Below are 24,799 nucleotides of genomic sequence, written 5' to 3'. Positions count from 1 at the left end.
TTCTGATTTCTGGCGGCCTATGCAAGAAAAGCGGGCCGCCCTCGCCGTGGGGTCTTCTGCTTTGCTTATTTGGCCGGTGCGTCGGCGCCTTCGAACAGGCTCTTGGGCGGGTTCTTCTTCATTTCTTCTTGCACCGCCACCTGGGCCGCTGCCTGGCACTCGTCGGCCAGGCGCTCACCCTTCTTCTGGCTCATCAGCATGGACTTGTTGCCCAGTTGCAGCCACATGGCTTCGGCGCGCGGATCTTCCAGGCGGATGGCGCCGGTGCGGCTGTTGACCGGGTGCATGCGGAAACGGGTCTTGCCATGCGTCACGTTGAAGAAGCCCGGCTTGGCCGCATCGGCTTCGATGTTGACGCTGGCACCCAGCTCGCACTTGATGGTGCCGGTGTGCACGAACTTGGCGGCGTTCAGGTCTTCGGGCGTGAGCACGATGTTGGTGTCATCGGAAATCGGCTTGGCCTCTTCGAGTTCCTTGATGATGGGCTTGGGCACCACTTTCTGCGTGACGCGCTTGCCCGTCGTCGGCGCCTTGTACTTGGCGGCCGGCTTGGCCGCGTCGCTGGTCTGGGCCGTTGCGGCGAAGGGCAGAGCCAGGGCCAGGGCGGCAACGAGGAGGATCTTTTTCATGTGTGGGCTTTCCTTGAGAACGGATGGGGACGATCAAAATGATGCTGAAGCTTGGGCCGCGGCAAACCAGGCGCGGGCCTCGGGCGGCAAGGCACGGCCGGTTGCGTGGGCACGCTCCAGCACCTGCCAGTAGAGCCTATAACTGGCGCGGTCATGTAACACGCCTTGAAAACTGACGGGGGCCCAATGGGCCTGCTGTGCGGCCTCGATCAAGCGCACCGCGGCCTCGATTTGCCGCTCGCTGGGCGCAAACGCATCCAGGATCGGGCGGATCTGGTTGGGGTGGATGCTCCACATGCGCGTGTAGCCGAACTCGTTGGCGGCGCGGCGCGCGGCGGCGCGCATCGCATCCACGTCGCTGAATTCGGTGACCACGCAGTGCGAGGGCACCTTGCCGTGCGCATGCGCCGCCGAGGCGATCTCGAGCTTGGCGCGTACCACCAGCGGATGGCTGAACTGGCCGCCGGCCGCCATGCCTTCGGCGGGAATCGCGCCGGCATGGGCCGACACGAAATCCATCAGGCCGAAGCTGAGCGACTGCACCCGCGGATGCGCGGCGATCTCGAAAGCGTTGTGCACCGCCAGCGGCGACTCGATCAGCACCTGCAGCGGCAATGTGCTGGCGCCGGCCGCATCGAGCGCAGCGCACGCGCGCGTCACGTCAGCCACCGACTCGACCTTGGGCAGCATGATGTGGCACAGGCGCTGGCCGGCACGGCCGGCAACGGTCGCGACGTCGGCGCCAAAAGACGGGTGGTCGACCGGATGCACCCGCACCGCCACCCGCATGCCGGGAGCGGCCGCCAGGGCCAGCTCGGTCACCAATTGCGCATGCTCGGCTTCGCCGCCCACCGGGGCGCCGTCTTCGCAATCGAGCGTGACGTCGAACACGCAGGCGCCAAACTCCTGCGCCATCTCGGCCTGCAGCGCCAGGCTCTTTTTCATGCGCGCCTCGACGCCGCTGTAGTGGTCGCACACCGGCAGCGACACGGCGCCGGCCTGTGCGCCCAGCAGCACCTGGCGGGGATGGAGGGACGATGCGGTGCTCATTGGATACCTTCGCCCTGGCGGGCTGCGGTGCGAGCGCCTTCGGGCGGCCGGACGGCGCTCATTGCCTTGCGGGTGGCCACAATGAAAAGACGCGGGAATGCGAGCAGCCGCTGGCCGTCGGCGCGCGCCGGATAGGCGGCGTCGATGCGGCGCTCGTACTCGGCCAGATAGCGCTCCCGCAATTCAGGCGAGAGCGGATCGATGAAGGGACGCAGGCCGGTGGAACGCACCCAGTCGACGATGGCGCGCGGCGACGCCATCGGATGCTGGTAGGCGGTGCGCCAGATGTCGACCTGCGCGGCCAGCGGCGACAGCAGGTCGTAGTAGCCGCCCAGCCCGAGCAGCTCGGTGCGCAGCTTGTCGTAGTCCCCGATCGCGGCGGCAAAGTCGGGCTCGGCCGCCACTTCGCGCATCAGGCGGTGCGTGGGCTCGGCCCGGTTGTCCGGCATCTGGATGGCCAGCACGCCGCCGGGCGCCAGCGCATTCAGCAGGCGCGGCAGCAGCGTTTCGTGATCGGGCACCCATTGAAGCGCCGCGTTGGCGTAGATCAGGTCAGGCGCTTGGCTGGGCTGCCAGCTGGCGATGTCGCTCAGTTGAAAGCGCAGTGTTGGAAATCGGGCCTCAGGGAGGCGTTCGCGCGCCGATTCGATCATTGACGGCGAGTTGTCCGTGCCGACGACGGCAGCGGACGGAAAGCGTTCGACCAGCAGCTCGGTCGAATTGCCCGGGCCGCAGCCCAGGTCGATGGCCAGGCCGGCCGAGTGGAGCGCCACGCGCGCGAGCAGGTCGCGTGCGGGGCGGGTGCGCTCGTCCTCGAAGCGGGCGTAGAGCGCGGGGTTCCAGTCAGCCATGGGCCCGAGGCAAATTACAGCAGGTGCTTGACGCCGTCTTGTTCGCCTTGCAGCTCGGCCAGCGTCTTGTTGATGCGCTCCTGGCTGAACTCGTCGATGGCCAGGCCTTCGACGATCTTGTATTCGCCGTTTTCGGTGGTGACCGGGAAGCCGAAGATCACTTCCTTCGGAATGCCGTATTCGCCGTTGGAAGGCACGCCCATGGTGACCCACTTGCCCTTGGAGCCCAGGGCCCAGTCGCGCATGTGGTCGATGGCGGCGTTGGCAGCCGAGGCAGCCGACGACAGGCCGCGCGCTTCGATGATGGCGGCGCCGCGCTTGCCCACGGTAGGCAGGAAGGTGTCGGCGTTCCAGACCTGGTCGTTGATCATGTCCTTGACGCTCGCACCGCCGATGGTGGCGAAGCGGTAGTCGGCGTACATCGTGGGCGAGTGGTTGCCCCAGACGGTGAGCTTCTCGATGTCGCCCACGGCCTTGCCGACCTTGGCTGCGATCTGGCTGGCAGCGCGGTTGTGGTCCAAGCGCAGCATGGCGGTGAAGTTCTTGGCGGGCAGGCTGGGCGCGCTCTTCATCGCGATGTAGGCGTTGGTGTTGGCCGGGTTGCCGACCACCAGCACCTTGACGTTGCGGCTGGCGACCTTGTCCAGCGCCTTGCCCTGGGCCGTGAAGATCTGGGCGTTGGCGGCCAGCAGGTCGGCGCGCTCCATGCCGGGGCCACGCGGGCGGGCACCCACCAGGAGGGCGTAGTCGGCGTCCTTGAAGGCCACTTCCGGGTCACCGGTGGGGATCACGCCGGCCAGCAGCGGGAAGGCGCAATCTTCCAGTTCCATGATCACGCCCTTGAGCGCCTTCTGGGCCTTCTCGTCGGGGATCTCGAGCAGTTGCAGGATCACGGGCTGGTCTTTGCCGAGCATTTCCCCGGATGCAATGCGGAACAACAGGGCGTAACCGATTTGGCCTGCGGCGCCGGTGACGGCAACGCGAACGGGCTTCTTGCTCATGGGAGGACTCCAGGATGGTGATGAAAATGAGGGCGCAAGAGGCGGCGGACGGCGCGTCGCGCGCGTGGTCCGCGGGCACGGCGCCCCGGTCGAGAAACGGCCACGATTCTATGCCGATTCGAGCCCGGGATGGCGCATGTCTTATGTCTTATATAAGATACGAGCTGTTGCATCGCCCCGATGCGGCGCAGCCACGCCATGACCACCAACTCCAGCACAACCGCCGACCACCTGGCGCCCGCCTTCAGTCCGCTTTATCAGCAGATCAAGACGCTGATCCTGCGCAGCCTGCAGGCCGGCGAATGGAAGCCGGGCGAGCCCATTCCCAGCGAGATCGAGCTGGCGGCGCGCTTCGGGGTGAGCCAGGGCACCATGCGCAAGGCGATCGACGAGCTGGCGGCCGAGAACCTGGTGGTGCGCCGCCAGGGCAAGGGCACCTTCGTCGCCACCCATGCCGAGCAGCACGTGCAGTACCGCTTTCTGAAGCTGGTGCCCGACAGCGGCGACATTGCGGCCGAAGGGCCCGCGGTGCGCACCATCGTTGACTGCAAGCGCCAGCGCGCTGCCGCCGACGTGGCGCGCGCCCTTGCCTTGCGCACCGGCGACGCGGTGCTGCAGGTGCGGCGCGTGCTGGCCTATCGCGGCGTGCCCACCATCCTGGAAGACCTGTGGCTGCCGGGCGTGCCCTTCAAGGGACTCACCGCCGAACGCCTGGCGCAGTGGCACGGCCCGATGTACGCCATGTTCGAAACCGAGTTCGGCGTGCGCATGGTGCGCGCCGAAGAAAAGATTCGCGCCGTGCTGCCTGACGATGAACAGGCCGCGCTGCTGCAGGTGAACACCGCGACGCCCTTGCTGAGCGTGGAGCGCCTGGCCCACACCTATCACGACACGCCGATGGAGCTGCGCCGCGGCCTGTACCGCACCGACACGCACCACTACCGCAACGAGCTGGGCTGATGAATCCTGGTGCAGTCTTGTCGGCCATGTCGCGCCCGAGCGCCCTGACCGATGGTGCATTGCAATAGAATTTTGGGTTGTTTGCTTCTTTGCACCGAAGAACAAGCCGCCCCCCAAAGAAAGCCACGAAAGTCCCCATGACAGAGCTTGCAACACCACGGCCACCGCGCCGCGAATTTCGCAACATCAATGCCTTCACCGATCTGACCACCTACCGGCTGCCGCCGGCGGGCATCGTGTCGATCCTGCACCGCGTGAGTGGCATTCTGATGTTCCTTCTGCTGCCGTTCATCATCTGGATGTTCGACAGCTCGGTCTCCTCCGAGATCTCGTTTGCCAAGTTCAAGGCCGTTTTCAACAACGGCTTTTCTTTCGTCCCGGGCTTCCTGGTCAAGCTGGTGGCGCTGGCCCTGATCTGGGCCTACCTGCACCATTTCATCGCCGGCGTCCGCCACCTGTGGATGGACGTGAGCCATGCCGCGGTGACCAAGGAATTCGGCAACAGCTCCGCCATCGTGACCCTCGCCCTGAGCGTCCTGCTGACGGTGGTGCTGGGCCTCAAGCTCTTCGGCGCCTACTGAGAAGAAGGAACAACAACATGGCAGTGAACTACGGCTCCAAGCGCATCGTCGTCGGCGCGCACTACGGTCTGCGCGACTGGCTCAGCCAGCGCGTCACCGGCGCCCTGATGGCGCTCTTCACCATCATCCTGTTGGCACAGGTGATCTTCTCCAAGGGCCCGATCGGCTACGACAAGTGGGCGGGCATCTTCGCCTCGCAATGGATGAAGGTCCTCACCTTCGCGGTGATCGCCTCGCTTCTCTATCACGTGTGGGTCGGCATGCGCGATGTCTGGATGGACTACGTCCAGCCCGTCGGCATCCGCCTGGCCCTGCAAATCTTCACCATCGTCTGGCTTGTCGGTTGCGCGGGTTGGGCCATTCAAGTGCTCTGGAGAGTCTGAACCTCATGTCCTACACCAAAGACCAAATCACGACGCGCAAGTTCGACGTCGTCATCATCGGCGCCGGCGGCTCCGGCATGCGCGCCTCGCTGCAGCTGGCGCGCGCCGGCCTCAACGTGGCCGTGCTGTCCAAAGTCTTCCCGACCCGCTCGCACACCGTGGCGGCGCAGGGCGGCGTGGGCGCCTCGCTCGGCAACATGAGCGAGGACAACTGGCACTACCACTTCTACGACACGATCAAGGGTTCCGACTGGCTCGGCGACCAGGACGCGATCGAATTCATGTGCCGCGAAGCACCCAAGGTGGTGTATGAGCTCGAGCACTTCGGCATGCCGTTTGACCGCAACCCGGACGGCACCATCTACCAGCGCCCATTCGGCGGCCACACCGCCAACTACGGCGAAAAGCCGGTGCAGCGCGCCTGCGCCGCGGCCGACCGCACCGGCCACGCGATGCTGCACACGCTCTACCAGAAGAACGTGGAAGCGCGCACCCAGTTCTTCGTCGAGTGGATGGCGCTCGACCTGATCCGCGACGCCGAGGGCGACGTGGTGGGCGTCACCGCGCTCGAGATGGAAACCGGCGACCTGCACATCCTGCAGGCCAAGACCGTGCTCTTGGCCACCGGCGGCGCCGGCCGCATCTTTGCCGCATCGACCAACGCCTTCATCAACACCGGCGACGGCCTGGGCATGGCGGCGCGCGCCGGCATCCCGCTGCAGGACATGGAGTTCTGGCAGTTCCACCCCACTGGCGTGGCCGGCGCGGGCGTGCTGCTGACCGAAGGCTGCCGCGGCGAAGGCGCCATCTTGCTCAACAGCAACGGCGAGCGCTTCATGGAGCGCTATGCGCCCACCCTGAAGGACCTGGCGCCGCGCGACTTCGTCTCGCGCTCGATGGACCAGGAAATCAAGGAAGGCCGCGGCTGCGGTCCCAACAAGGACTACGTGCTGCTCAAGCTCGACCACCTGGGAGCAGAGACCATCCACAAGCGCCTGCCCTCGGTGTATGAGATCGGCGTCAACTTCGCCAACGTCGACATCACCAAGGAGCCGATCCCGGTGGTGCCCACCATCCACTACCAGATGGGCGGCATTCCCACCAACATCAACGGCCAGGTCGTGGTGCAAAAGGGCGAAGAGAACAGCGCCGTCATCAACGGCCTGTACGCGGTGGGCGAATGCTCGTGCGTGAGCGTGCACGGCGCCAACCGCCTGGGCACCAACTCGCTGCTCGACCTTCTGGTGTTCGGCCGCGCGGCCGGCAACCACATCGTGCAGTTCAACGACAAGAACCGCGAGCACAAGCCGCTGCCGACGGATGCGGCAGACCGCACGCTGGAGCGCCTGAACCAACTCGAGAAGTCGACCGACGGTCTGTACGCCCAGGACGTGGCCAACGAGATCCGCGCCACCATGCAGCAGCACGCCGCCGTGTTTCGCAAGCAGGCCTCGATGGACGAAGGCGTGCAAAAGATCGCCGCCGTGCGCGAGAAGGTCAAGGCCGTCACGCTCAAGGACAAGTCGCGCGTGTTCAACACCGCCCGCATCGAGGCGCTGGAAGTCGACAACCTGATCGAAGTGGCGCAGGCCACCATGGTGTCGGCAGCAGCCCGCAAGGAATGCCGCGGCGCCCACACGGTGGAAGACTACGAGCGTCCGGCGGACGATCCGGTCGCGCCGCTGGGCCGCGACGACGCCAACTGGATGAAGCACACGCTGTGGTACAGCGCGGACAACCGCCTCTCGTACAAGCCGGTGAAGATGCAGCCCCTGACGGTCGAGTCGGTGCCTCCCAAGGTCCGCACGTTCTAAGAGAAGACACAACAAGGTTTCACGATGAAGCGCACATTCCAGATCTACCGCTACGACCCGGACAAGGACGCCAAGCCCTACATGCAGACCATCGAGATCGAACTCGACGGCCACGAGCGCATGCTGCTGGACGCCCTGATGAAGCTCAAGGCACAAGATCCTTCGCTGTCGTTCCGCCGCTCCTGCCGCGAAGGCGTCTGCGGCTCGGACGCGATGAACATCAACGGCAAGAACGGCCTGGCTTGCCTGACCAACATGAACACGCTCAAGGGCACGGTCGTGTTGAAGCCGTTGCCGGGCCTGCCCGTGATCCGCGACCTGATCGTGGACATGACGCAGTTCTTCAAGCAGTACAACTCGATCAAGCCCTACCTGCAGAACGACACGGTGCCGCCCGAGAAGGAGCGCCTTCAGTCGCCCGAAGAGCGCGAAGAGCTCAACGGCCTGTACGAGTGCATCCTGTGCGCCAGTTGCTCCACCAGCTGCCCCAGCTTCTGGTGGAACCCGGACAAGTTCGTCGGCCCCGCCGGCCTGCTGCAGGCCTACCGCTTCATCGCCGACAGCCGCGATGAAGCCACCGCCGAGCGCCTGGACAACCTGGAAGACCCGTACCGCCTGTTCCGCTGCCACACCATCATGAACTGCGTGGATGTGTGCCCGAAGGGCCTGAACCCGACCCAGGCCATCGGCAAGATCAAGGAATTGATGGTCCGCCGGGCCATCTAAGCAGCAACCGCAAGCCCATCATGCAAGCCGCTGCCGCAGCACCGAACGACCAGCCGATCGACGAACGCACGTTGAGCCGGCTGAAATGGCGCTGCCGGCGCGGCCTGCTCGAAAACGACCTGTTCATCGCCCGATTCTTCGAGCGACATGAAGCCGCCCTCACCATGGGGCAGGCACAGGCACTGGAGACACTGATGGATCTGTCGGACAACGACCTGCTCGACCTCCTGCTGCGCAGAAAGGAGCCCGAGCCAGCACTGGCCGGGGCCGGCGTGGCCGAACTCCTGCAGCTCATGCGCATCTGACCGGGCCGATCACGCACGACGCCGCCTTTTCTTCGCTTCCTCCAGTACATCTCCTTCAGAAAGACCAGCCATGAAAGCCTCCGATACCAAGGCCACCCTGTCGTTCAGCAACGGCGGGCAGCCCGTCGACCTGCCGATCTACAAGGGTACGTTGGGCCCGGATGTCATCGACATTCGCAAGCTCTATGCCCAGACCGGCATGTTCACCTACGACCCGGGCTTCATGTCGACCGCGTCCTGCGAATCCGCCATCACCTACATCGACGGCGACAAGGGCGAACTGCTGTACCGCGGCTACCCCATCGAACAGCTGGCCACCAACTGCGACTTCCTGGAAACCTGCCACCTGCTGCTGTACGGCGAGCTGCCCAACGCCGGGCAGAAGGCCAAGTTCACCGACACCGTGACGCACCACACGATGGTCAACGAACAGATGCAGTTCTTCCTGCGGGGCTTCCGCCGCGACGCGCACCCGATGGCCATCATGACCGGCCTGGTGGGCGCCCTGTCGGCCTTCTATCACGACAGCACCGACATCACCAATCCGAAGCACCGCGAGATCGCCGCCGTGCGCCTGATCGCCAAGATGCCGACGCTGGTGGCCATGGCCTACAAGTACACCGTCGGCCAGCCCTACATGTACCCGAGGAATGACCTGAGCTATGCCGGCAATTTCCTGCACATGATGTTCGCCACGCCGTGCGAGGAGTACAAGGTGAGCCCGGTGCTCGAGCGCGCGCTCGACCGCATCTTCATCCTGCACGCCGACCACGAGCAGAACGCCTCCACCTCCACCGTGCGCCTGTGCGGTTCCTCGGGCACCAACCCCTTCGCCGCCATCGCGGCGGGCGTGGCCTGCCTCTGGGGCCCGGCCCACGGCGGCGCCAACGAGGCGGCGCTGAACATGCTCTACGACATCCAGAAGGCGGGCGGCGTCGACAAGATCGGCGAGTTCATCAAGCAGGTCAAGGACAAGAACTCCAACGTCAAGCTGATGGGCTTCGGCCACCGCGTCTACAAGAACTACGACCCGCGCGCCAAGCTCATGCAGGAAACCTGCCGCGAAGTGCTGGGCGAACTGGGCCTGGAAAACGACCCGCTGTTCAAGCTGGCCATGGCCCTGGAAAAGATCGCACTGGAAGACGAGTACTTCGTCTCGCGCAAGCTCTACCCGAACGTGGACTTCTACTCGGGCATCGTGCAGCGCGCCATCGGCATCCCGGTGCCGCTGTTCACCGCGATCTTCGCGCTGGCCCGCACGGTGGGCTGGATCGCCCAGCTCAACGAGATGATCGGCGACCCGGACTACAAGATCGGCCGCCCGCGCCAGCTGTTCGAAGGCTCGCCCAAACGCGACGTCAAGCCGATCAGCGCACGCTGATACGGCCCCCACGGGCGCGTCCTGCGCCCGCATCCAGGAAAGCTGCCTTCGGGCAGCTTTTCTGCGTTTTGGCTGACAGGACGGCAAAGGTCCGGCGCGTACTTTTGCAGCAGAGGGATCTCCCTCGCTTTCAACCCTGACGAAGGAGTCTTGCCATGAAGAAGATTGCCGCCTTTCTCGCCATTGCCTTCACCCTGTCCATCCCGCTGGCAGGCTGCAACACCATGAAGGGTGCCGGCCAGGATATCCAGCAAGGCGGCCAGAAGCTGGAGGACAGCGCCGAAAAGAAGCGCTGAGGCAGCGCCCAATCATCGCTGCACGGCATCCTGGTCATCGCGGATCGCGATGGCGAATGCCATATTTCAGTAGCAAAATGGCGGAATGCATCGTGAAATGCGATGCCCTCCGCCCATGTCGCTCCCAGACCGCAACTTTGTCCGCCGTGTCGACCTGACTTCGCTCCAGCTCTTCGTGGCGGTGTGCGAGCTGGGCAGCATCGGCCGCGCGGCCGAGCGCGAATTCATCGCCGCCTCGGCCATCAGCAAGCGCCTGTCGGACCTCGAGGCCGCTCTTCACACGCCCCTGCTCTATCGCCATACGCGCGGTGTCGACCTGACGCCAGCCGGCGAAAGCCTGCTGCACCACGCCCGCACGGTGCTCTACAGCCTGGAGAAGATGCAGGGCGAGCTTTCCGAGTATGCCGATGGCGTGCGCGGCCATGTGCGGGTGCATGCCAACATCTCGGCCATCGTGCAGTACCTGCCAGAAGACCTGGGCGTCTTCACGCGCGAGCACGAGGCCATCAAGATCGACCTGGAAGAACACCTCAGCAGCGAGGTGCTGCGCGCGGTGCAGGAAGGCGCCGCCGACCTGGGCATCTGCCACGCGAGCGACGGCGCGCACGAACTGCAGAGCCTGCCCTACCGCAAGGACCGGCTGGCGCTCGTCGTGCCGGCCGGCCACGCGCTGGCCAAGCACGATTCGATCGACTTCATCTCCACGCTGGACTACGACCACGTCGGCCTGCACACCAACAGTTCGATCTACGTCGCGATGCACCAGGCAGCCACCGACGCCGGACGCAGCATCAAGCTGCGCATCCACGTCACCGGGCTGGACGCCATGTGCCGCATGATCGAGAACGGGCTGGGCATCGGCGTCATGCCGCTGCGGGCCTTCGAGCTGATGCGAGGCGGCATCGGCCGCGGCCTGTTGAGCATTGCCCTGGATGACCCCTGGGCCGAGCGCGAGATCCGCCTGGTGGCGCGTGACTTTTCCACCCTTCCTGTGGCTGCGCGTTCCCTGGTCGCGCACCTCCACGCCAGCACCGACGCGACGCAGCAGGTGCGGGCCGCCTGAATCACTTCACCCGAACAAAAGCATTCCCCACGAAAGACCACCATGGCACGCACGCTCTACGACAAGCTCTGGGACGAACACGTCGTCCACACCGAGGAAGACGGCACCTCCATCCTCTACATCGACCGCCACCTGGTGCATGAGGTGACCAGCCCGCAAGCCTTCGAGGGCCTGCGCGAGGCCGGCCGCAAGCTCTGGCGCATCAGCTCGGTGGTGGCCACCGCCGACCACAACACGCCGACCACGAACTGGGAGCTGGGCTACGACGGCATTTCCGATCCCGTCAGCAAGGAGCAGATCACCACCCTGGACCACAACATCCAGGAGTTCGGCGCCGCCGCCTTCTTCCCCTTTCTCAGCAAGCGCCAGGGCATCGTGCACGTGATCGGGCCCGAGTCGGGCGCCACCCTGCCGGGCATGACCGTGGTGTGCGGCGACTCGCACACCTCCACTCACGGCGCCTTCGGCGCGCTGGCGCACGGCATCGGCACCAGCGAGGTCGAGCACGTGATGGCCACGCAGACCTTGCTGGCCAAGAAGGCCAAGAACCTCTTGGTGAAGGTGGAAGGCAAGCTGCCGCTGGGCTGCACCGCCAAGGACATCGTGCTGGCCATCATCGGCCGCATCGGCACTGCCGGCGGCACCGGCTACACCATCGAGTTCGCCGGCTCGGCCATCCGCGACCTGACGATGGAAGGCCGCATGACGGTGTGCAACATGGCGATCGAGGCTGGCGCCCGCGCCGGCCTGGTGGCGGTGGACGACAAGACCACCAGCTACGTCAAGGGCCGCCCGCTGGCGCCCACCGGCGTCGAATGGGACCAGGCGGTGGCCTATTGGCGCACCCTGCAGTCGGACCCGGGCGCGCACTTCGACAGCGTGGTCGAGCTCGACGCCACGCAGATCAAGCCGCAAGTCACCTGGGGCACCTCGCCCGAGATGGTGGTGCCGATCGACGGGCGCGTGCCCGATCCGGACCGCGAGAAAGATGCGAGCAAGCGCCACGCCATCGAAAGCGCGCTCAAGTACATGGGCCTGGAGCCCAACAAGGCGATGAACGACATCTTCATCGACAAGGTGTTCATCGGCTCGTGCACCAACAGCCGCATCGAAGACATGCGCGAGGCCGCCGCCGTGGTCAAGCGCCTGGGCCAGAAGGTGGCCAAGAACGTCAAGCTGGCGATGGTGGTGCCAGGCTCCGGACTGGTGAAGGAGCAGGCCGAGCGTGAAGGCCTGGATGCGATCTTCAAGGCCGCCGGCTTCGAATGGCGCGAGCCCGGCTGCTCGATGTGCCTGGCCATGAACGCCGACCGGCTGGAGCCGGGCGAGCGTTGCGCCTCCACCAGCAACCGCAACTTCGAAGGCCGCCAGGGCGCCGGTGGCCGCACCCACCTCGTGAGCCCGGCGATGGCCGCCGCTGCGGCCGTGCACGGCCACTTTGTCGACGTCCGTCAATTTTCCTAAGACTTTGCGGGACAGACCAAGAATTGCGAAGCAATTTTGCTCTGTCCTCTCAACTGACTAGATTGAGAAACACCATGCAGAAATTCAGCGTGCACAAGGGCCTCGTGGCCCCCATGGACCGCGAGAACGTCGACACCGACGCGATCATTCCCAAGCAGTTCCTGAAGTCGATCAAGAAGACGGGCTTCGGCCCCAACCTGTTCGACGAGTGGCGCTACCTGGACCGCGGCGAGCCCGGCCAGGACCCGGCCAGCCGCAAGCCCAACCCGGACTTCGTTTTGAACCAGCCGCGCTACCAGGGCGCATCGGTCCTGATCGCTCGCAAGAACTTCGGCTGCGGGTCCTCGCGCGAGCACGCCCCCTGGGCGCTCGACCAGTACGGCTTTCGCGCCGTGATCGCGCCCAGCTTTGCCGACATCTTCTTCAACAACTGCTTCAAGAACGGCCTGCTGCCGATCGTGCTGCCCGAGGCGCAGGTGGCGCAGCTCTTCGACGAGGTCTTCGCCTTCCCGGGCTATCAGCTGACCGTCGACCTGGAGCGCCAGGTGATCGTCAAGCCCGACGGCAGCGAGCTCGCCTTCGACGTGCAGGCCTTTCGCAAGTATTGCCTGCTCAACGGCCTGGACGACATCGGCCTGACCTTGCGCCACAAGGACAAGATCCAGGCCTTCGAAGCGGCACGCCTGGCCAGCAAGCCCTGGCTGTCGCACCAGATGGTTGCCTGAGCGCCACCACCCCAACCACTCGCAAAAGCTCACTCATGAAAATCGCAGTTCTCCCCGGTGATGGCATCGGTACTGAAATCGTCGAACAGGCCCTGCGCGTGCTCGACGTGCTCGACCTGAAGTTCGAGAAAGAAACCGCCCTGGTCGGCGGCGCCGCCTACGAGGCGCACGGCCATCCACTGCCCGATTCGACGCTCAAGCTCGCCAAGGAAGCCGACGCCGTGCTGTTCGGCGCGGTGGGCGACTGGAAGTACGACAAGCTCGACCGCCCGCTGCGTCCCGAGCAGGCCATCCTGGGCCTGCGCAAGAACCTGGGCCTGTTTGCCAACTTCCGCCCCGCCATCTGCTACGAGCAACTGGTGGGCGCATCGAGCCTCAAGCCCGAGCTGATCGCGGGCCTGGACATCCTCATCATCCGCGAGCTGACCGGCGACATCTACTTCGGCCAGCCGCGCGGCCGCCGCACGGCGGTGGACGGCCACTTCCCGGGCGCCGAGGAAGCCTTCGACACCATGCGCTACTCGCGCCCCGAGGTCGAGCGCATCGCACGGGTCGCCTTCGAGGCCGCCCGCAAGCGCAACAAGCGCGTGACCAGCGTCGACAAGGCCAACGTGCTGGAGACCTTCCAGTTCTGGAAGGACATCGTGACCGAGGTGCACAAGGACTACCCGGACGTCGAGCTCGATCACATGTACGTCGACAACGCCGCCATGCAACTGGTGAAGGCGCCCAAGAAGTTCGATGTGATCGTCACCGGCAACATGTTCGGCGACATCCTGTCGGATGAGGCGGCGATGCTCACCGGCTCCATCGGCATGCTGCCCTCGGCTTCGCTCAATTCGAGCAACCAGGGCCTTTACGAGCCCAGCCACGGCAGCGCGCCCGACATTGCCGGCAAGGGGGTTGCCAACCCATTGGCTACAATCCTGTCTGCAGCCATGATGCTTCGTTTTTCCCTGAACCAGCCCGAGTCCGCCGACCGTATCGAGTCAGCGGTTCAGCACGTGCTCGCCCAGGGTCTGCGTACGGCGGACATCTGGGCCGAGGGCACGAAGCGCGTCGGAACCCGCGAAATGGGCGATGCCGTGGTTGCGGCCATCACCAAAAAGACGATTACCGGCTGACACGTAGCCCGATTCGTCACGCCCCTCCCGGCTCGACGAGCCGGGCGCAAAGAGAAACCTGATTCTTTTTTCTTTAGAGGGCTTTAGCGAAATGGCGAATGCACAACAACCCCTGGTCGGCCTGGTAGGCTGGCGCGGCATGGTCGGCTCGGTCCTGATGGACCGCATGCAGGCCGAAGGCGACTTCGGGCTCATCGAGCCGATGTTCTTCTCCACGTCGAACAAGGGCGGCCAGGCGCCGGCACAGGCGAAGAACGAAACCCGCCTGCAGGACGCGATGGACATCGCGCAGTTGGCCAAGTGCGACATCATCATCACCTGCCAGGGCGGCGACTACACCGGCGAGGTGTTCCCCAAGCTGCGCGCCGCCGGCTGGAAGGGCCACTGGATCGACGCGGCCTCCACCCTGCGCATGGAGGATGACGCGGTCATCGTGCTCGACCCGGTCAACCTGCCCGTCATTCAGAACGCGCTGGCCAAGGGCGGCCGCAACTGGATCGGCGGCAACTGCACCGTGAGCTGCATGCTGATGGGCGTGGGCGCGCTCTACAAGGCTGGCCTGGTCGAGTGGATGACCTCCATGACCTACCAGGCGGCCTCGGGCGGCGGTGCCCAGCACATGCGCGAGCTGCTCACCCAGTTCGGCACCCTCAACGCCGAGGTGCGCGACCTTCTGCACGACCCGAAGTCGGCCATCCTCGAAATCGACCGCAAGATCCTGGCCAAGCAGCAGAACCTGTCGGCCCAGGAAACCGCCAACTTCGGCGTGCCGCTGGGCGGCTCGCTGATCCCCTGGATCGACAAGGACCTGGGCGATGGCATGTCCAAGGAAGAGTGGAAGGGCGGCGCCGAGACCAACAAGATCCTGGGCCAAGGTGCAAGCTTCGGCACCGCCGAGACGCCGGTCGATGGCTTTTGCGTGCGCATCGGCGCCATGCGCTGCCACAGCCAGGCCCTGACCTTCAAGCTCAAGAAGGATGTGCCGCTGGCCGACATCGAAGCCCTGATCGCCGCCGACAACGAGTGGGTCAAGGTCGTGCCCAACACCCGTGAAGCTTCGGTCAAGGACCTGACGCCGGTGGCTGTGACGGGCACCATGACCATCCCGGTCGGGCGCCTGCGCAAGCTGGCGATGGGTCCGGACTACCTGGGCGCCTTCACCGTGGGCGACCAGCTTCTTTGGGGCGCCGCCGAGCCGCTGCGCCGCATGCTCCGAATCCTGTTGGAAGCCTGATGCCGGCAGCGGACGCCAATTCGGCGGCCGTCGTTGCAGGCTTGCAACGACCAGGGTGCGACGAAGGTCGTACTCTCTCGGTTAACAAGCCTTGCCGCCTTGTCAGCTGCGGGGTGAGGTGTTAACGTCCACTTACACTTTTGGGCAGAGCTGCCCCTATCAGCATGACAAGACTTTCGTTGCCTGCCGCCCCTGGTGCGGCGACCCGTGCGATTTCGAAAAAACCTGGTCGTTGTCAGCTGACTGTTCTGGGCGCAGCCGTGGCGCTGCTGGCCTTGAGCACCGATGCCAGCGCGCTGGCCCTGGGCAAGCTGAACGTGCGCTCCGCCTTGGGCGAGCCGCTTCGTGCCGAGATCGAAGTCACTGAAATCACGGCTGCAGAGGCCGACGGCCTTCGCATCAACATCGCCTCGCCGGCCGCCTTTGGCGCCGCCGGCGTGACCTACAACCCGGCGCTGGGCGACGTGCGCGTCAACCTGCAGCGCCGCGCCGATGGCCGCTACATCATCAGCCTGAACGGCAATCGTTCGATGAACGATCCCTTCATCGACCTGCTGATGGAAGCCAACTGGAGCGCCGGCCGCGTGGTGCGCGACTACACGGTGCTGCTCGATCCACCCAGCAGCCCGAAGTCGCAGGTTGCCATTGCGCCGACCGCGCCGCAGGTGAGTTCGGCGCCGGCGCCGCGTGCCAGCACCCGTGCGGCGCGCGCCGCCGCGGCCCCGGCGGCCACCCAGGCCGCGCCGGTCGCTCCGGTGGAAGCAGCGCCTGCCGCGCCCAGCCGCCCGCGTGCCGCTGCTCCGGCGGCGGCCCCCGCCGAAGCGCAGGTGCGCACCGGCAGCGGCGAGGAGCAGCAGGTCACGGTGAAGGCCGGCGACACCGCCGGCAAGATTGCCAGCGCCCACAAGCCGGCCGATGTCTCGCTCGACCAGATGCTGGTGGCCATGCTGCGCGCCAATCCCAGCGCCTTCATCGGCGGCAACATCAACCGGATCAAGGCCGGGGCCGTGCTCAACGTGCCCGGCGCATCGCAGGCCGGCTCGGTGCCCGCCGACGAGGCACGCCGTACCGTCACGGCCCAGAGCCAGAATTTCAACCAGTACCGCCGCCGCCTGGCGGAAAACGCGCCCGCATCGCGCGTGGACAGCGCCGACCGGCAGGCCGCAGGCAAGCTGCAGGCCAATGTGGAAGACCGCAATGCCGCCGCTGCTTCGCCCGACAAGCTGACCATCACCCAAGGCAGCGCCGGCAGCGCCAAGGCCGCCGACGAGAAGCTGGTGAAGAGCCGCCAGGCCGCGGACGACAGCTCCCGTGTGGCCGAGCTGTCGAAGAACCTGAACGATCTGAGCAAGCTGCAGGCTGCCAGCGGCGCTGGCGCCGCGGCCCCGGGCAGTGCGCCTGCCGCGGCCGCGCCGGCCGCCGCTCCTGGCATCGCCGTGCCGGCACCCGCCGGCGTCGCGCCGTCGGCCACGGCACCGGCCCCGACCGCATCTGCACCCGCCACGCCCGCTGTGACTCCCGCCGCTGCTGGCGCCGCGCCGGCAGCCGCTGCACCGGGCGCGCCCACGACGCCCGGCGCCGCCGGGACGCCCCCCGGCGCTCCCGCAACCGCCCCCGGCACATTGGCTCCCGGTGCGGACGCAAGCGCCGCAGCACCGGTGGTCGGCGCTACCCCGGCGGCCCCTGGCGCCACGCCCGAGGGCACGCCCGCTCCTGAGACCGCTGCACCTGTCACGCCGCCGCCGGCTGCCGCCGCACCGGCCAAGCCCAAGGTCGCCGCTGCGCCGCCTCCTCCGCCCAAAGGCTTCTTCGAGGAATTGCTCGAGAACCCGCTGGTGCTCGGCGGCGCCGGCCTGCTGGCCCTGCTGGCCGGCTGGCTGGCCTACCGCGTGACCCGCCGCCGGCGCGCCAATGCCGGCGAGAGCATCTTCCTGGAAAGCCGCATTCCCAAGGACTCCTTCTTCGGATCGAGCGGCGGCGAATCGGTGGACACCAAGAACCAGAGCCTGTCGGCCAGCTCCTCGCTGTCCTACTCGCCCAGCCAGCTGGACGCCGGCGATGTCGACCCGGTCGCCGAGGCCGACGTCTACCTGGCCTACGGCCGCGACCTGCAGGCCGAGGAAATCCTGCGCGAGGCGCTTCGCATCAACCCCGAGCGCAGCGCCATCCACCTGAAGCTCCTCGAAATCCACGCCAAGCGTCGCGATCTGCGCGCCTACGAGGCCCTGGCCTCGGACGTGCACAAGCTGACGGGCGGCACCGGCACCGAATGGGCACGCGTGGTCGAACTCGGCCGCGACCTGGATCCGGGCAACCCCTTGTACCAGCCCGCCGGCGCGTCGGCGGCCAGCCCGGCACCGGCGCCCGTCGCCGCACCGGTGGCGGTCGCGCCCGTGGCACCGGTGGCGGCGCCCGCGCCGGCGGTGCCGGCCCCGGCCTTCATGCCTTCGGTTGCACCGCTGGACTTCGACCTCGAACTCGACAAGCCCGCCAAGCCGGTCAAGCCGACGGTGGCCAAGCCTGCCTCGGCCCCCATCAGCGCCAGCCTGCCGCCGGTGGCCGCGCCGATCGCTGCAGCCGCTTCCCTGGCCGGCCTGAATGGCGCAGGCCGCCGCATCACCGATCTCGAGAACGATTTCGACACCGCCCCCGCTGCCCTGGAGCCGACGCCTCGCCGCACACCGCGCCTGGGCGACGACGAAGAGCACACCCAGCCAGCCACCCTGCGCGCCGGTCTGCCGGGCGATTCGGGCTATGTCGAATTCGAGATGAGCACCCGTGGCGGCCCGCTCGGCACCAGCACCTCGCCGGCCCGACTGGAGCCGGCCTTCGAAGACAGCGGCGAGAACCCGCACACCGTGAAGCTGACCCTGGCGCGCGAGCTGCACGCCCTGGGCGACGCCGAAGGTGCGCGTTCGCTGGTGGAAGAAGTGGCGGCCGAAAGCTCCGGCGACATGCGCGCGCAGGCGCAGCAGCTGCTCGGCCAGTTGCGCTGATCGGGGTCTTCGCTTGGGGGTTCACCGGTGAGGCTGGCCCTCGGCGTTCGCTACAACGGCAGGGCCTACGACGGCTGGCAGAGCCAGCCATCGGGCAAGACGGTGCAAGACAAGCTGGAGGCCGCCTTGGCGGCCTTCGCCGTTCAGCCGATCTCCACCCTGTGTGCCGGGCGCACCGACTCCGGCGTGCACGGCCTGATGCAGGTGGTGCACTTCGACACGGAGGTCGAACGCACGCCCTTCTCCTGGGTGCGCGGCACCAATCGCTTTTTGCCGGAAGACATCGCGGTGCAATGGGCGCATCCGGTCCCCAAGGCCTTCCATTGCCGCGCCAGTGCCCTGACGCGGCGCTACCTGTACGTGCTGTCGCAGTCGCCCGTGCGGCCCAGCCTGGAGGCGGGCCGCGTCGGCTGGACGATGTACCCGCTGGACGGCGATGCCATGCGCGCCGCGGCGCAGATCCTGCTCGGACAGCACGACTTCAGCTCCTTTCGCGCCTCGGCCTGCCAGGCCCTGTCGCCGGTGAAGGACATGCGGCGCATCGAGATCGAGCGCGACGGCCAGGGCGAACGCTGCCGCTGGTACTTCGAGTTCGAGGCCGACGCCTTCCTGCACCACATGATCCGCAACATCATGGGCTGCCTGGTGCGGGTCGGACAGGGCCAGGCCAAGCCGGAATGGATGCGCGAAGTGCTGCAGGCGCGAAGCCGCATCGCCGCGGCACCCACCTTCTCGCCGGCCGGCCTTTACTTCCTGGGCCCGCAATACGGGCCCGAGTGGGGTCTCCCGCCCGAGGTCACCTTGGGCGGCGCCGCCGCTGCGTATCATGGGCCGCCATGAGCGTTGCCCCTCTTGCCCCTCTTCCTAGCGGCTCCCGTACGCGAATCAAGATCTGCGGCCTGACCCGCGAAGAGGATGTGGATGCGGCCGTCCAGGCCGGCGCCGACGCGGTCGGCTTCGTGTGCTATGCCAAGAGCCCGCGCGCCGTGACGCCCGAGCGGGCGGCGCAACTGGCCTCGCGCCTGCCGCCCTTCGTCACGCCGGTGCTGCTGTTCGTCAATGAAGACGCCGCCGCCGCCACCCGCGCCCTGAGCGCCATTGCCGGCGCCATGGCTCAGTTCCACGGCGACGAAACGCCCGCCCAGTGCCTGGCCGGCAGCGGCAACGGCGCCCATCGCTTCCTGCGCGCGGCCCGGATTCCGCTGGGCCCGGCCGGGATCGACTTCGACCTCGTAAAATACGCGCAGGATTTCTCAAACGCCCAGGCCATATTGCTCGACGCCCATGTCGAAGGCTATGGCGGAGGCGGCAAGGCATTCGATTGGTCACTCCTTCCACACGTCGCAAACGCTCACCTCGTCTTGTCTGGTGGGTTGACGCCTGCCAACGTCGGCGATGGCATCCGCGTGCTGCGGCCGCGCTGCAAGTCGCTGGCCGTTGACGTGAGTTCCGGCGTGGAAGCCCGAAAGGGCATCAAGGACGCCGGCAAGATCCGCGAATTCGTGGCCGCCGTGCGCGCGGCCGACGCCTTCGCCTCCTAGTTTGCGCTGGCAGCCCGCCCTCCCCTCGTTGGGACTTGAGGCCGGCCTGCCGGCATCCATCGAGGCTTTTGAAACCATGTTCGACTACCAGCAACCCGACGCCAGCGGCCATTTCGGCATCTATGGCGGCACCTTTGCCAGCGAGACGCTGACGCACGCCATCAACGAGCTGCAGAGCGCCTACGTCCGCTATAAAAACGACCCGGACTTTCTCGCCGAATTCCGCTACGAGCTGGCGCATTTCGTCGGCCGTCCCTCGCCCATCTACCACGCAGCCCGAAGCAGCCGCGAGATGGGTGGCGCGCAGATCTACCTGAAGCGCGAAGACCTCAACCATACCGGCGCCCACAAGATCAACAACGTGATCGGCCAGGCGATGCTGACACGCCGCATGGGCAAGCCGCGCGTCATCGCCGAGACCGGCGCCGGGCAGCACGGCGTGGCCACCGCCACCATTTGCGCGCGCTACGGCCTGGAGTGCGTGGTCTACATGGGGGCCGCGGACGTCAAGCGCCAGAGCCCCAACGTCTACCGCATGAACCTGCTCGGCGCCACCGTGGTGCCGGTGGAATCGGGCAGTCGCACCCTGAAGGACGCGCTGAACGAGGCCATGCGCGACTGGGTCACCAACGTGGAAGACACCTTCTACATCATCGGCACAGTGGCCGGCCCGCACCCCTACCCGGCCATGGTGCGCGATTTCCAGAAGGTGATCGGCGAGGAATGCATCCAGCAGATGCCGGGCATGCTGGCCCAGCAGGGCATCACCGGAGAGGCGCAAGGCAAGCAGCCCGACGTGGTGGTGGCCTGCGTGGGCGGCGGCAGCAATGCCATGGGCATCTTCTATCCCTACATCCCCTTCGAATCGACCCGCCTGATCGGCGTGGAAGCCGCAGGCGAAGGCCTGGACAGCGGCAAGCATTCCGCCTCGATCCTGCGCGGCAGCCCGGGCGTGCTGCATGGCAACCGCACCTACCTGCTGCAGGACGACAACGGCCAGATCACCGAGACGCACAGCATCAGCGCCGGCCTGGACTACCCCGGCGTGGGCCCGGAGCATGCCTATCTGGCCGACATCGGACGCGCCGAGTACGTGGGCGTGACCGACAAGGAAGCGCTGGAGGCCTTCCACTACCTGTGCCGCACCGAAGGCATCATCCCGGCGCTGGAATCCAGCCACGCGGTGGCGCATGCGCTCAAGCTGGCCAAGACCATGCGTCCCGACCAATCCATTCTCGTGAACCTCTCGGGTCGCGGCGACAAGGACATCGGCACCGTGGCCGACCTGTCGGGGGTCGATTTCTATGACCGGCCGTCCATGCGCGGCCTGTCGGTCAAGGGAGGCAAATAATGAACTACCCTCACGCTCGTCACTTCGTGTACTCGCTGCCCCCCGAGGGGGCGCGCGCCTCCCTAGAGGCGGCTCGTCGGGAGGCGCCATGAGCCGCACGACTGCCACTTTCGCCAAGCTGAAGGCCGAGGGCCGCCGGGCACTGATTCCCTACGTCACCGCCGGCTTCCCCTATGCCGACATCACGCCCGAACTGATGCACGGCATGGTCGCCTCCGGCGCCGACGTGATCGAGCTGGGCGTGCCCTTCTCCGACCCGATGGCCGACGGCCCGGTGATCCAGAAGGCCGGCGAAGCCGCGCTGGCGCTGGGCATCGGCATGACGCAGGTGCTGGCCATGGTGCGCGTCTTCCGCGAAAAGGACGACAGCACGCCGGTGGTGCTGATGGGCTATGCCAATCCGGTCGAGCGCTACGAGCAGAAGCACGGCCAGGGCGCCTTCATTCGCGACGCAGCGGCTGCCGGCGTCGACGGCCTCCTGGTGGTGGACTACCCGCCGGAAGAATGCGAAGGCTTTGCAGAAGCGCTGCGCGCCCAGGGCATCGACCTCATCTTCCTGTTGGCTCCGACCAGCACCCCCGAGCGCATGGCCCAGGTGGCGCGCATCGCGTCGGGCTACGTCTACTACGTCTCGCTCAAGGGCGTGACCGGCGCCGGCCACCTGGACACCGAAGCCGTCGGCCAGATGCTGCCGCGCATCCGCGAGCATGTGAAGATTCCGGTCGGCGTGGGCTTCGGGATCCGCGATGCCCGCACGGCCCAAGCCATCGGCAGCGCTGCCGACGCCGTGGTCATCGGCAGCAAGATCATCCAGCTGATCGAAGACCAGCCGCGCGAGCAGGTCGTGCCGCGGGTCAGCGAATTCCTTTCCGGCATCCGCGAGGCGCTCGACGCCCTGCCGGCCGCCACCCCCAAGAACGCCGCAGGGCGCTGAACAGGCCCTAGGGCAAAATACCGCCCGCACCCACCAGGAGTGACCGCATGAGCTGGTTAGAAAAACTGCTTCCCCCCAAGATCGCCCAGACCGACCCGAGCGAGCGTCGCCAGATGCCCGAAGGCCTCTGGATCAAGTGCCCGAGCTGCGAAACGGTGCTCTACAAGACCGACCTGGAACACAACCAGAACGTCTGCCCGAGCTGCGCGCACCACCACCGCATCGGCGCCCGCGCCCGCCTCGACGGTTTCCTCGACCCCGAGGGCCGCTACGAGGTCGGCCAGGAAGTGCTGCCGGTCGACGCCCTCAAGTTCAAGGACAGCCGCAAGTACCCCGAACGGCTGAAGGAAGCGCTGGAGAACACCGGCGAGACCGACGCCCTGGTGGTGATGGGCGGCGCCATCCACAGCATCAACGCGGTGGTGGCCTGCTTCGAGTTCGAGTTCATGGGCGGCAGCATGGGCAGCGTGGTGGGCGAGCGCTTCGTGCGCGGCGTCGAGACCGCCATCGAGCAGAAGGTGCCCTTCATCTGCTTCACCGCCACCGGCGGCGCGCGCATGCAGGAAGGCCTGCTCTCGCTGATGCAGATGGCCAAGACCAACGCGGCCCTGACGCGCCTGGCCAAGAAGGGCCTGCCCTACATCAGCGTGCTGACCGACCCGACCATGGGCGGCGTGAGCGCCGGCTTCGCCTTCATGGGCGACGTGGTGATCGCCGAGCCCAAGGCGCTGATCGGCTTTGCCGGTCCGCGCGTGATCGAGTCGACCGTGCGCGTGACCTTGCCCGAAGGCTTCCAGCGCGCCGAGTTCCTGCAGACCAAGGGCGCCATCGACTTCATCTGCGACCGCCGCGAACTGCGCAAGACCATCGCCGACACGCTGGCCATGCTGCTGCGCCAGCCCGCCGACGCAGTGATCTGAGTTAGCGTCCGAGGGCGTACGCCCAGCCCAGGGCGTCGCCCAGGACGATGGCGACGATCTGCAAGAGCACGATCACGACCAGCGGCGACAGGTCGACGCCACCCACCAGCGGAATGAGCTTGCGCACCGGCCGCACCAGCGGCTCGGCCAGCCGCGCCACCAGGTCCTGCAGCATCGACGAAGCGGTGTGGATCCACGACAGGATGGCGTAGACGATCAAGAGCGCCGTCAGGCCCGACACCGTCAGCTGCATCAAGCCCACCAGCGACAGGATCGGCAGCACGCTGTAGCGGCCGCCTGCGCCGATCAACAGGAACAGCAGCAGGAACTTGGCCATCACCAGCAGCCAGGCGGCGATCAGGCTGGCCAGGTCCCAGCGCCGGAATGGCGGCACGATGCGGCGCAGCGGCAGCACGAGCCAGTCGGTGATCGCAAACACGAAGCGCCCCAGCGGATTGCCGAAGGGCACGCGGTGGTATTGCATGTACAGCCGCAGCAGGCAGGCGCCCCCGAACAGGCCGGCGATCACATCGAGAAGAAACGAGGGAATCTGGTAGAGCATGGCGCGCCGCGTGGAAAGGGAGTGCGATGATAGCCAGCCCGGACCGATTCATGACCTCCAGCGCTCTCACCACCCTCCCCCTTTTTCCTCTGGGCAGCGTTCTCTATCCCGGCGGCGTGCTGCCGCTGCGCATCTTCGAAACGCGCTACCTCGCGATGGTGGGCCAGGCACACAAGACCGGCTCGCCCTTCGGCGTGGTGGCCCTGACCCAGGGCGCCGAGGTGCGCGTGGCTGGCGCGCCGGCCGAGCGCTTTGCCACCGTCGGCACCTTGGCCGAGATTCGTCACTTCGAGGCGCCGCAGCCGGCACTCTTGATGATCGAATGCGCAGGCACGCGGCGCTTTCGCATCCACACGAGCGCCCAACAGAAGAACGGCCTGTGGATCGCGCAGGTCGAATGGCTGGCCGATGACGTGGACCTGGCCGTGCCCCAGGACCTGGCCCATGTGTCGCAAGCTCTGCGCCGCTTGGTCGACACCCTGGAAGAACGGCGCCATGCCGAAGGCAAGGACGACATGCGCTTGCCCGTCGCGCAGCCCTGGCGCTTCGACGATTGCGGCTGGGTCGCCAACCGCTGGTGCGAGCTGCTGCCCATGCAAACCGAACTCAGGCAGCGCCTGATGGCGCTGGACAGCCCGCTGATGCGTTTGGAGCTGGTGGCCGATCTGTTGCAGCGCCACGGCATCGCCTGACAGAGCCTCCCGGCTTTTCACTTCGCTTCGCTGCGTGTAATTCGCCACCTCCCGGGGAGGGGACCTCACCTGCGGCCCGGCGAAGCCGGATCCGCGGTGCGGGACTGGAATCGCGAGATCTCCGCCGCGACTAAAATAGCCGGCTTCGCGCCGCCCGACGGGCACTCCAATTCATTCGCGCGCGCCCCCACGCCGCTGCCCTCTTCCATGACCCAG

25 protein-coding genes are annotated in these 24,799 nt (G+C 66.7%); 20 read left to right on the top strand and 5 right to left on the bottom strand.

Going from position 1 to position 24,799, the window contains the following annotated elements; genetic code table 11:
• Nucleotides 1–65: 65 nt before the first annotated feature.
• Genes ACIPRI_RS18270 through ACIPRI_RS18255 form a run of 4 tightly spaced genes read right to left on the bottom strand, consistent with a single transcriptional unit; the run spans nt 66 to nt 3,531 of the window.
• Nucleotides 66–629, bottom strand: a complete 564-nt coding sequence (locus ACIPRI_RS18270) for a hypothetical protein (protein ID WP_446622889.1) — start codon at nt 627–629, stop codon at nt 66–68.
• Nucleotides 630–662: 33 nt separating this feature from the next.
• Complete coding sequence (locus ACIPRI_RS18265; RefSeq protein ID WP_446622888.1) at nt 663–1,679, bottom strand: HpcH/HpaI aldolase/citrate lyase family protein; 1,017 nt, start codon at nt 1,677–1,679, stop codon at nt 663–665.
• Entirely contained in the window at nt 1,676–2,530 is an 855-nt protein-coding gene (gene tam / locus ACIPRI_RS18260) for a trans-aconitate 2-methyltransferase (protein WP_446622887.1), read from the bottom strand. The genes ACIPRI_RS18265 and tam overlap by 4 nt, the downstream gene beginning before the upstream one ends.
• Nucleotides 2,531–2,544: 14 nt before the next feature.
• Nucleotides 2,545–3,531 carry a malate dehydrogenase gene (locus ACIPRI_RS18255; protein ID WP_446622886.1) on the bottom strand — a complete coding sequence of 329 codons (987 nt, stop codon included), beginning with the start codon at nt 3,529–3,531 and terminating at the stop codon, nt 2,545–2,547.
• Nucleotides 3,532–3,729: 198 nt separating this feature from the next.
• On the opposite strand from ACIPRI_RS18255, the gene ACIPRI_RS18250 reads away from it, so the two are divergent.
• From ACIPRI_RS18250 to accD, 19 genes are all read left to right on the top strand, one after another.
• Nucleotides 3,730–4,491, top strand: coding sequence for a GntR family transcriptional regulator (locus ACIPRI_RS18250; RefSeq protein ID WP_446622885.1), 762 nt, complete (start codon nt 3,730–3,732; stop codon nt 4,489–4,491).
• Nucleotides 4,492–4,628: 137 nt separating this feature from the next.
• Nucleotides 4,629–5,072: a succinate dehydrogenase, cytochrome b556 subunit gene (gene sdhC / locus ACIPRI_RS18245; protein WP_446622884.1), complete on the top strand. Its 444-nt coding sequence runs from the start codon at nt 4,629–4,631 to the stop codon at nt 5,070–5,072.
• Between the two features lie 17 nt (nt 5,073–5,089).
• The gene (sdhD, locus tag ACIPRI_RS18240; RefSeq protein ID WP_446622883.1) at nt 5,090–5,455 is read left to right on the top strand and encodes a succinate dehydrogenase, hydrophobic membrane anchor protein; all 366 of its coding nucleotides are present in this window, start codon (nt 5,090–5,092) and stop codon (nt 5,453–5,455) included.
• Between the two features lie 5 nt (nt 5,456–5,460).
• A complete protein-coding gene (gene sdhA, locus ACIPRI_RS18235) occupies nt 5,461–7,269 on the top strand; it encodes a succinate dehydrogenase flavoprotein subunit (protein ID WP_446622882.1) in 1,809 nt (602 codons plus the stop codon).
• Nucleotides 7,270–7,293: 24 nt separating this feature from the next.
• Nucleotides 7,294–7,995 (top strand): succinate dehydrogenase iron-sulfur subunit, encoded by a 702-nt coding sequence (locus ACIPRI_RS18230; protein ID WP_446622881.1) that lies wholly within the window; start codon nt 7,294–7,296, stop codon nt 7,993–7,995.
• 20 nt (nt 7,996–8,015) lie between these two features.
• Nucleotides 8,016–8,300 (top strand): FAD assembly factor SdhE, encoded by a 285-nt coding sequence (locus ACIPRI_RS18225; RefSeq protein ID WP_446622880.1) that lies wholly within the window; start codon nt 8,016–8,018, stop codon nt 8,298–8,300.
• Nucleotides 8,301–8,370: 70 nt separating this feature from the next.
• Nucleotides 8,371–9,681 carry a citrate synthase gene (gene gltA / locus ACIPRI_RS18220; protein WP_446622879.1) on the top strand — a complete coding sequence of 437 codons (1,311 nt, stop codon included), beginning with the start codon at nt 8,371–8,373 and terminating at the stop codon, nt 9,679–9,681.
• A gap of 155 nt (nt 9,682–9,836) precedes the next feature.
• Nucleotides 9,837–9,977: an entericidin A/B family lipoprotein gene (locus tag ACIPRI_RS18215; protein WP_446622878.1), complete on the top strand. Its 141-nt coding sequence runs from the start codon at nt 9,837–9,839 to the stop codon at nt 9,975–9,977.
• A 115-nt stretch (nt 9,978–10,092) separates the two neighbouring features.
• Nucleotides 10,093–11,040, top strand: coding sequence for a LysR family transcriptional regulator (locus tag ACIPRI_RS18210; protein WP_446622877.1), 948 nt, complete (start codon nt 10,093–10,095; stop codon nt 11,038–11,040).
• Nucleotides 11,041–11,082: 42 nt separating this feature from the next.
• Nucleotides 11,083–12,504, top strand: a complete 1,422-nt coding sequence (leuC, locus tag ACIPRI_RS18205) for a 3-isopropylmalate dehydratase large subunit (protein ID WP_446622876.1) — start codon at nt 11,083–11,085, stop codon at nt 12,502–12,504.
• A gap of 74 nt (nt 12,505–12,578) precedes the next feature.
• The gene (gene leuD / locus ACIPRI_RS18200; RefSeq protein ID WP_446622875.1) at nt 12,579–13,229 is read left to right on the top strand and encodes a 3-isopropylmalate dehydratase small subunit; all 651 of its coding nucleotides are present in this window, start codon (nt 12,579–12,581) and stop codon (nt 13,227–13,229) included.
• A gap of 35 nt (nt 13,230–13,264) precedes the next feature.
• Nucleotides 13,265–14,353: a 3-isopropylmalate dehydrogenase gene (leuB, locus tag ACIPRI_RS18195; protein WP_446622874.1), complete on the top strand. Its 1,089-nt coding sequence runs from the start codon at nt 13,265–13,267 to the stop codon at nt 14,351–14,353.
• Between the two features lie 91 nt (nt 14,354–14,444).
• Nucleotides 14,445–15,587, top strand: coding sequence for an aspartate-semialdehyde dehydrogenase (gene asd, locus ACIPRI_RS18190; protein ID WP_446622873.1), 1,143 nt, complete (start codon nt 14,445–14,447; stop codon nt 15,585–15,587).
• A gap of 260 nt (nt 15,588–15,847) precedes the next feature.
• On the top strand, nt 15,848–18,583 hold the full coding sequence (locus ACIPRI_RS18185; protein WP_446622872.1) for a FimV/HubP family polar landmark protein: 2,736 nt from the start codon (nt 15,848–15,850) through the stop codon (nt 18,581–18,583).
• A gap of 27 nt (nt 18,584–18,610) precedes the next feature.
• Nucleotides 18,611–19,423 (top strand): tRNA pseudouridine(38-40) synthase TruA, encoded by an 813-nt coding sequence (gene truA, locus ACIPRI_RS18180; RefSeq protein WP_446622871.1) that lies wholly within the window; start codon nt 18,611–18,613, stop codon nt 19,421–19,423.
• Nucleotides 19,420–20,124 carry a phosphoribosylanthranilate isomerase gene (locus ACIPRI_RS18175; RefSeq protein WP_446622870.1) on the top strand — a complete coding sequence of 235 codons (705 nt, stop codon included), beginning with the start codon at nt 19,420–19,422 and terminating at the stop codon, nt 20,122–20,124. The genes truA and ACIPRI_RS18175 overlap by 4 nt, the downstream gene beginning before the upstream one ends.
• A 76-nt stretch (nt 20,125–20,200) precedes the next feature.
• A complete protein-coding gene (trpB, locus tag ACIPRI_RS18170; protein WP_446623054.1) occupies nt 20,201–21,475 on the top strand; it encodes a tryptophan synthase subunit beta in 1,275 nt (424 codons plus the stop codon).
• 88 nt (nt 21,476–21,563) lie between these two features.
• The gene (gene trpA / locus ACIPRI_RS18165) at nt 21,564–22,409 is read left to right on the top strand and encodes a tryptophan synthase subunit alpha (protein ID WP_446622869.1); all 846 of its coding nucleotides are present in this window, start codon (nt 21,564–21,566) and stop codon (nt 22,407–22,409) included.
• Between the two features lie 47 nt (nt 22,410–22,456).
• A complete protein-coding gene (accD, locus tag ACIPRI_RS18160; RefSeq protein ID WP_446622868.1) occupies nt 22,457–23,329 on the top strand; it encodes an acetyl-CoA carboxylase, carboxyltransferase subunit beta in 873 nt (290 codons plus the stop codon).
• Between the two features lies 1 nt (nt 23,330).
• Here accD and ACIPRI_RS18155 read toward each other — a convergent pair whose 3' ends face one another.
• Complete coding sequence (locus ACIPRI_RS18155; protein ID WP_446622867.1) at nt 23,331–23,891, bottom strand: YggT family protein; 561 nt, start codon at nt 23,889–23,891, stop codon at nt 23,331–23,333.
• Between the two features lie 50 nt (nt 23,892–23,941).
• On the opposite strand from ACIPRI_RS18155, the gene ACIPRI_RS18150 reads away from it, so the two are divergent.
• A complete protein-coding gene (locus ACIPRI_RS18150) occupies nt 23,942–24,583 on the top strand; it encodes an LON peptidase substrate-binding domain-containing protein (RefSeq protein ID WP_446622866.1) in 642 nt (213 codons plus the stop codon).
• The last annotated feature ends 216 nt before the right edge of the window (nt 24,584–24,799 follow it).

Source organism: Variovorax sp. LARHSF232, assembly GCF_052871435.1.
The sequence above is the reverse complement of the archived record's forward strand: the minus strand, read 5'-3'. Positions and strand labels throughout refer to the sequence as shown.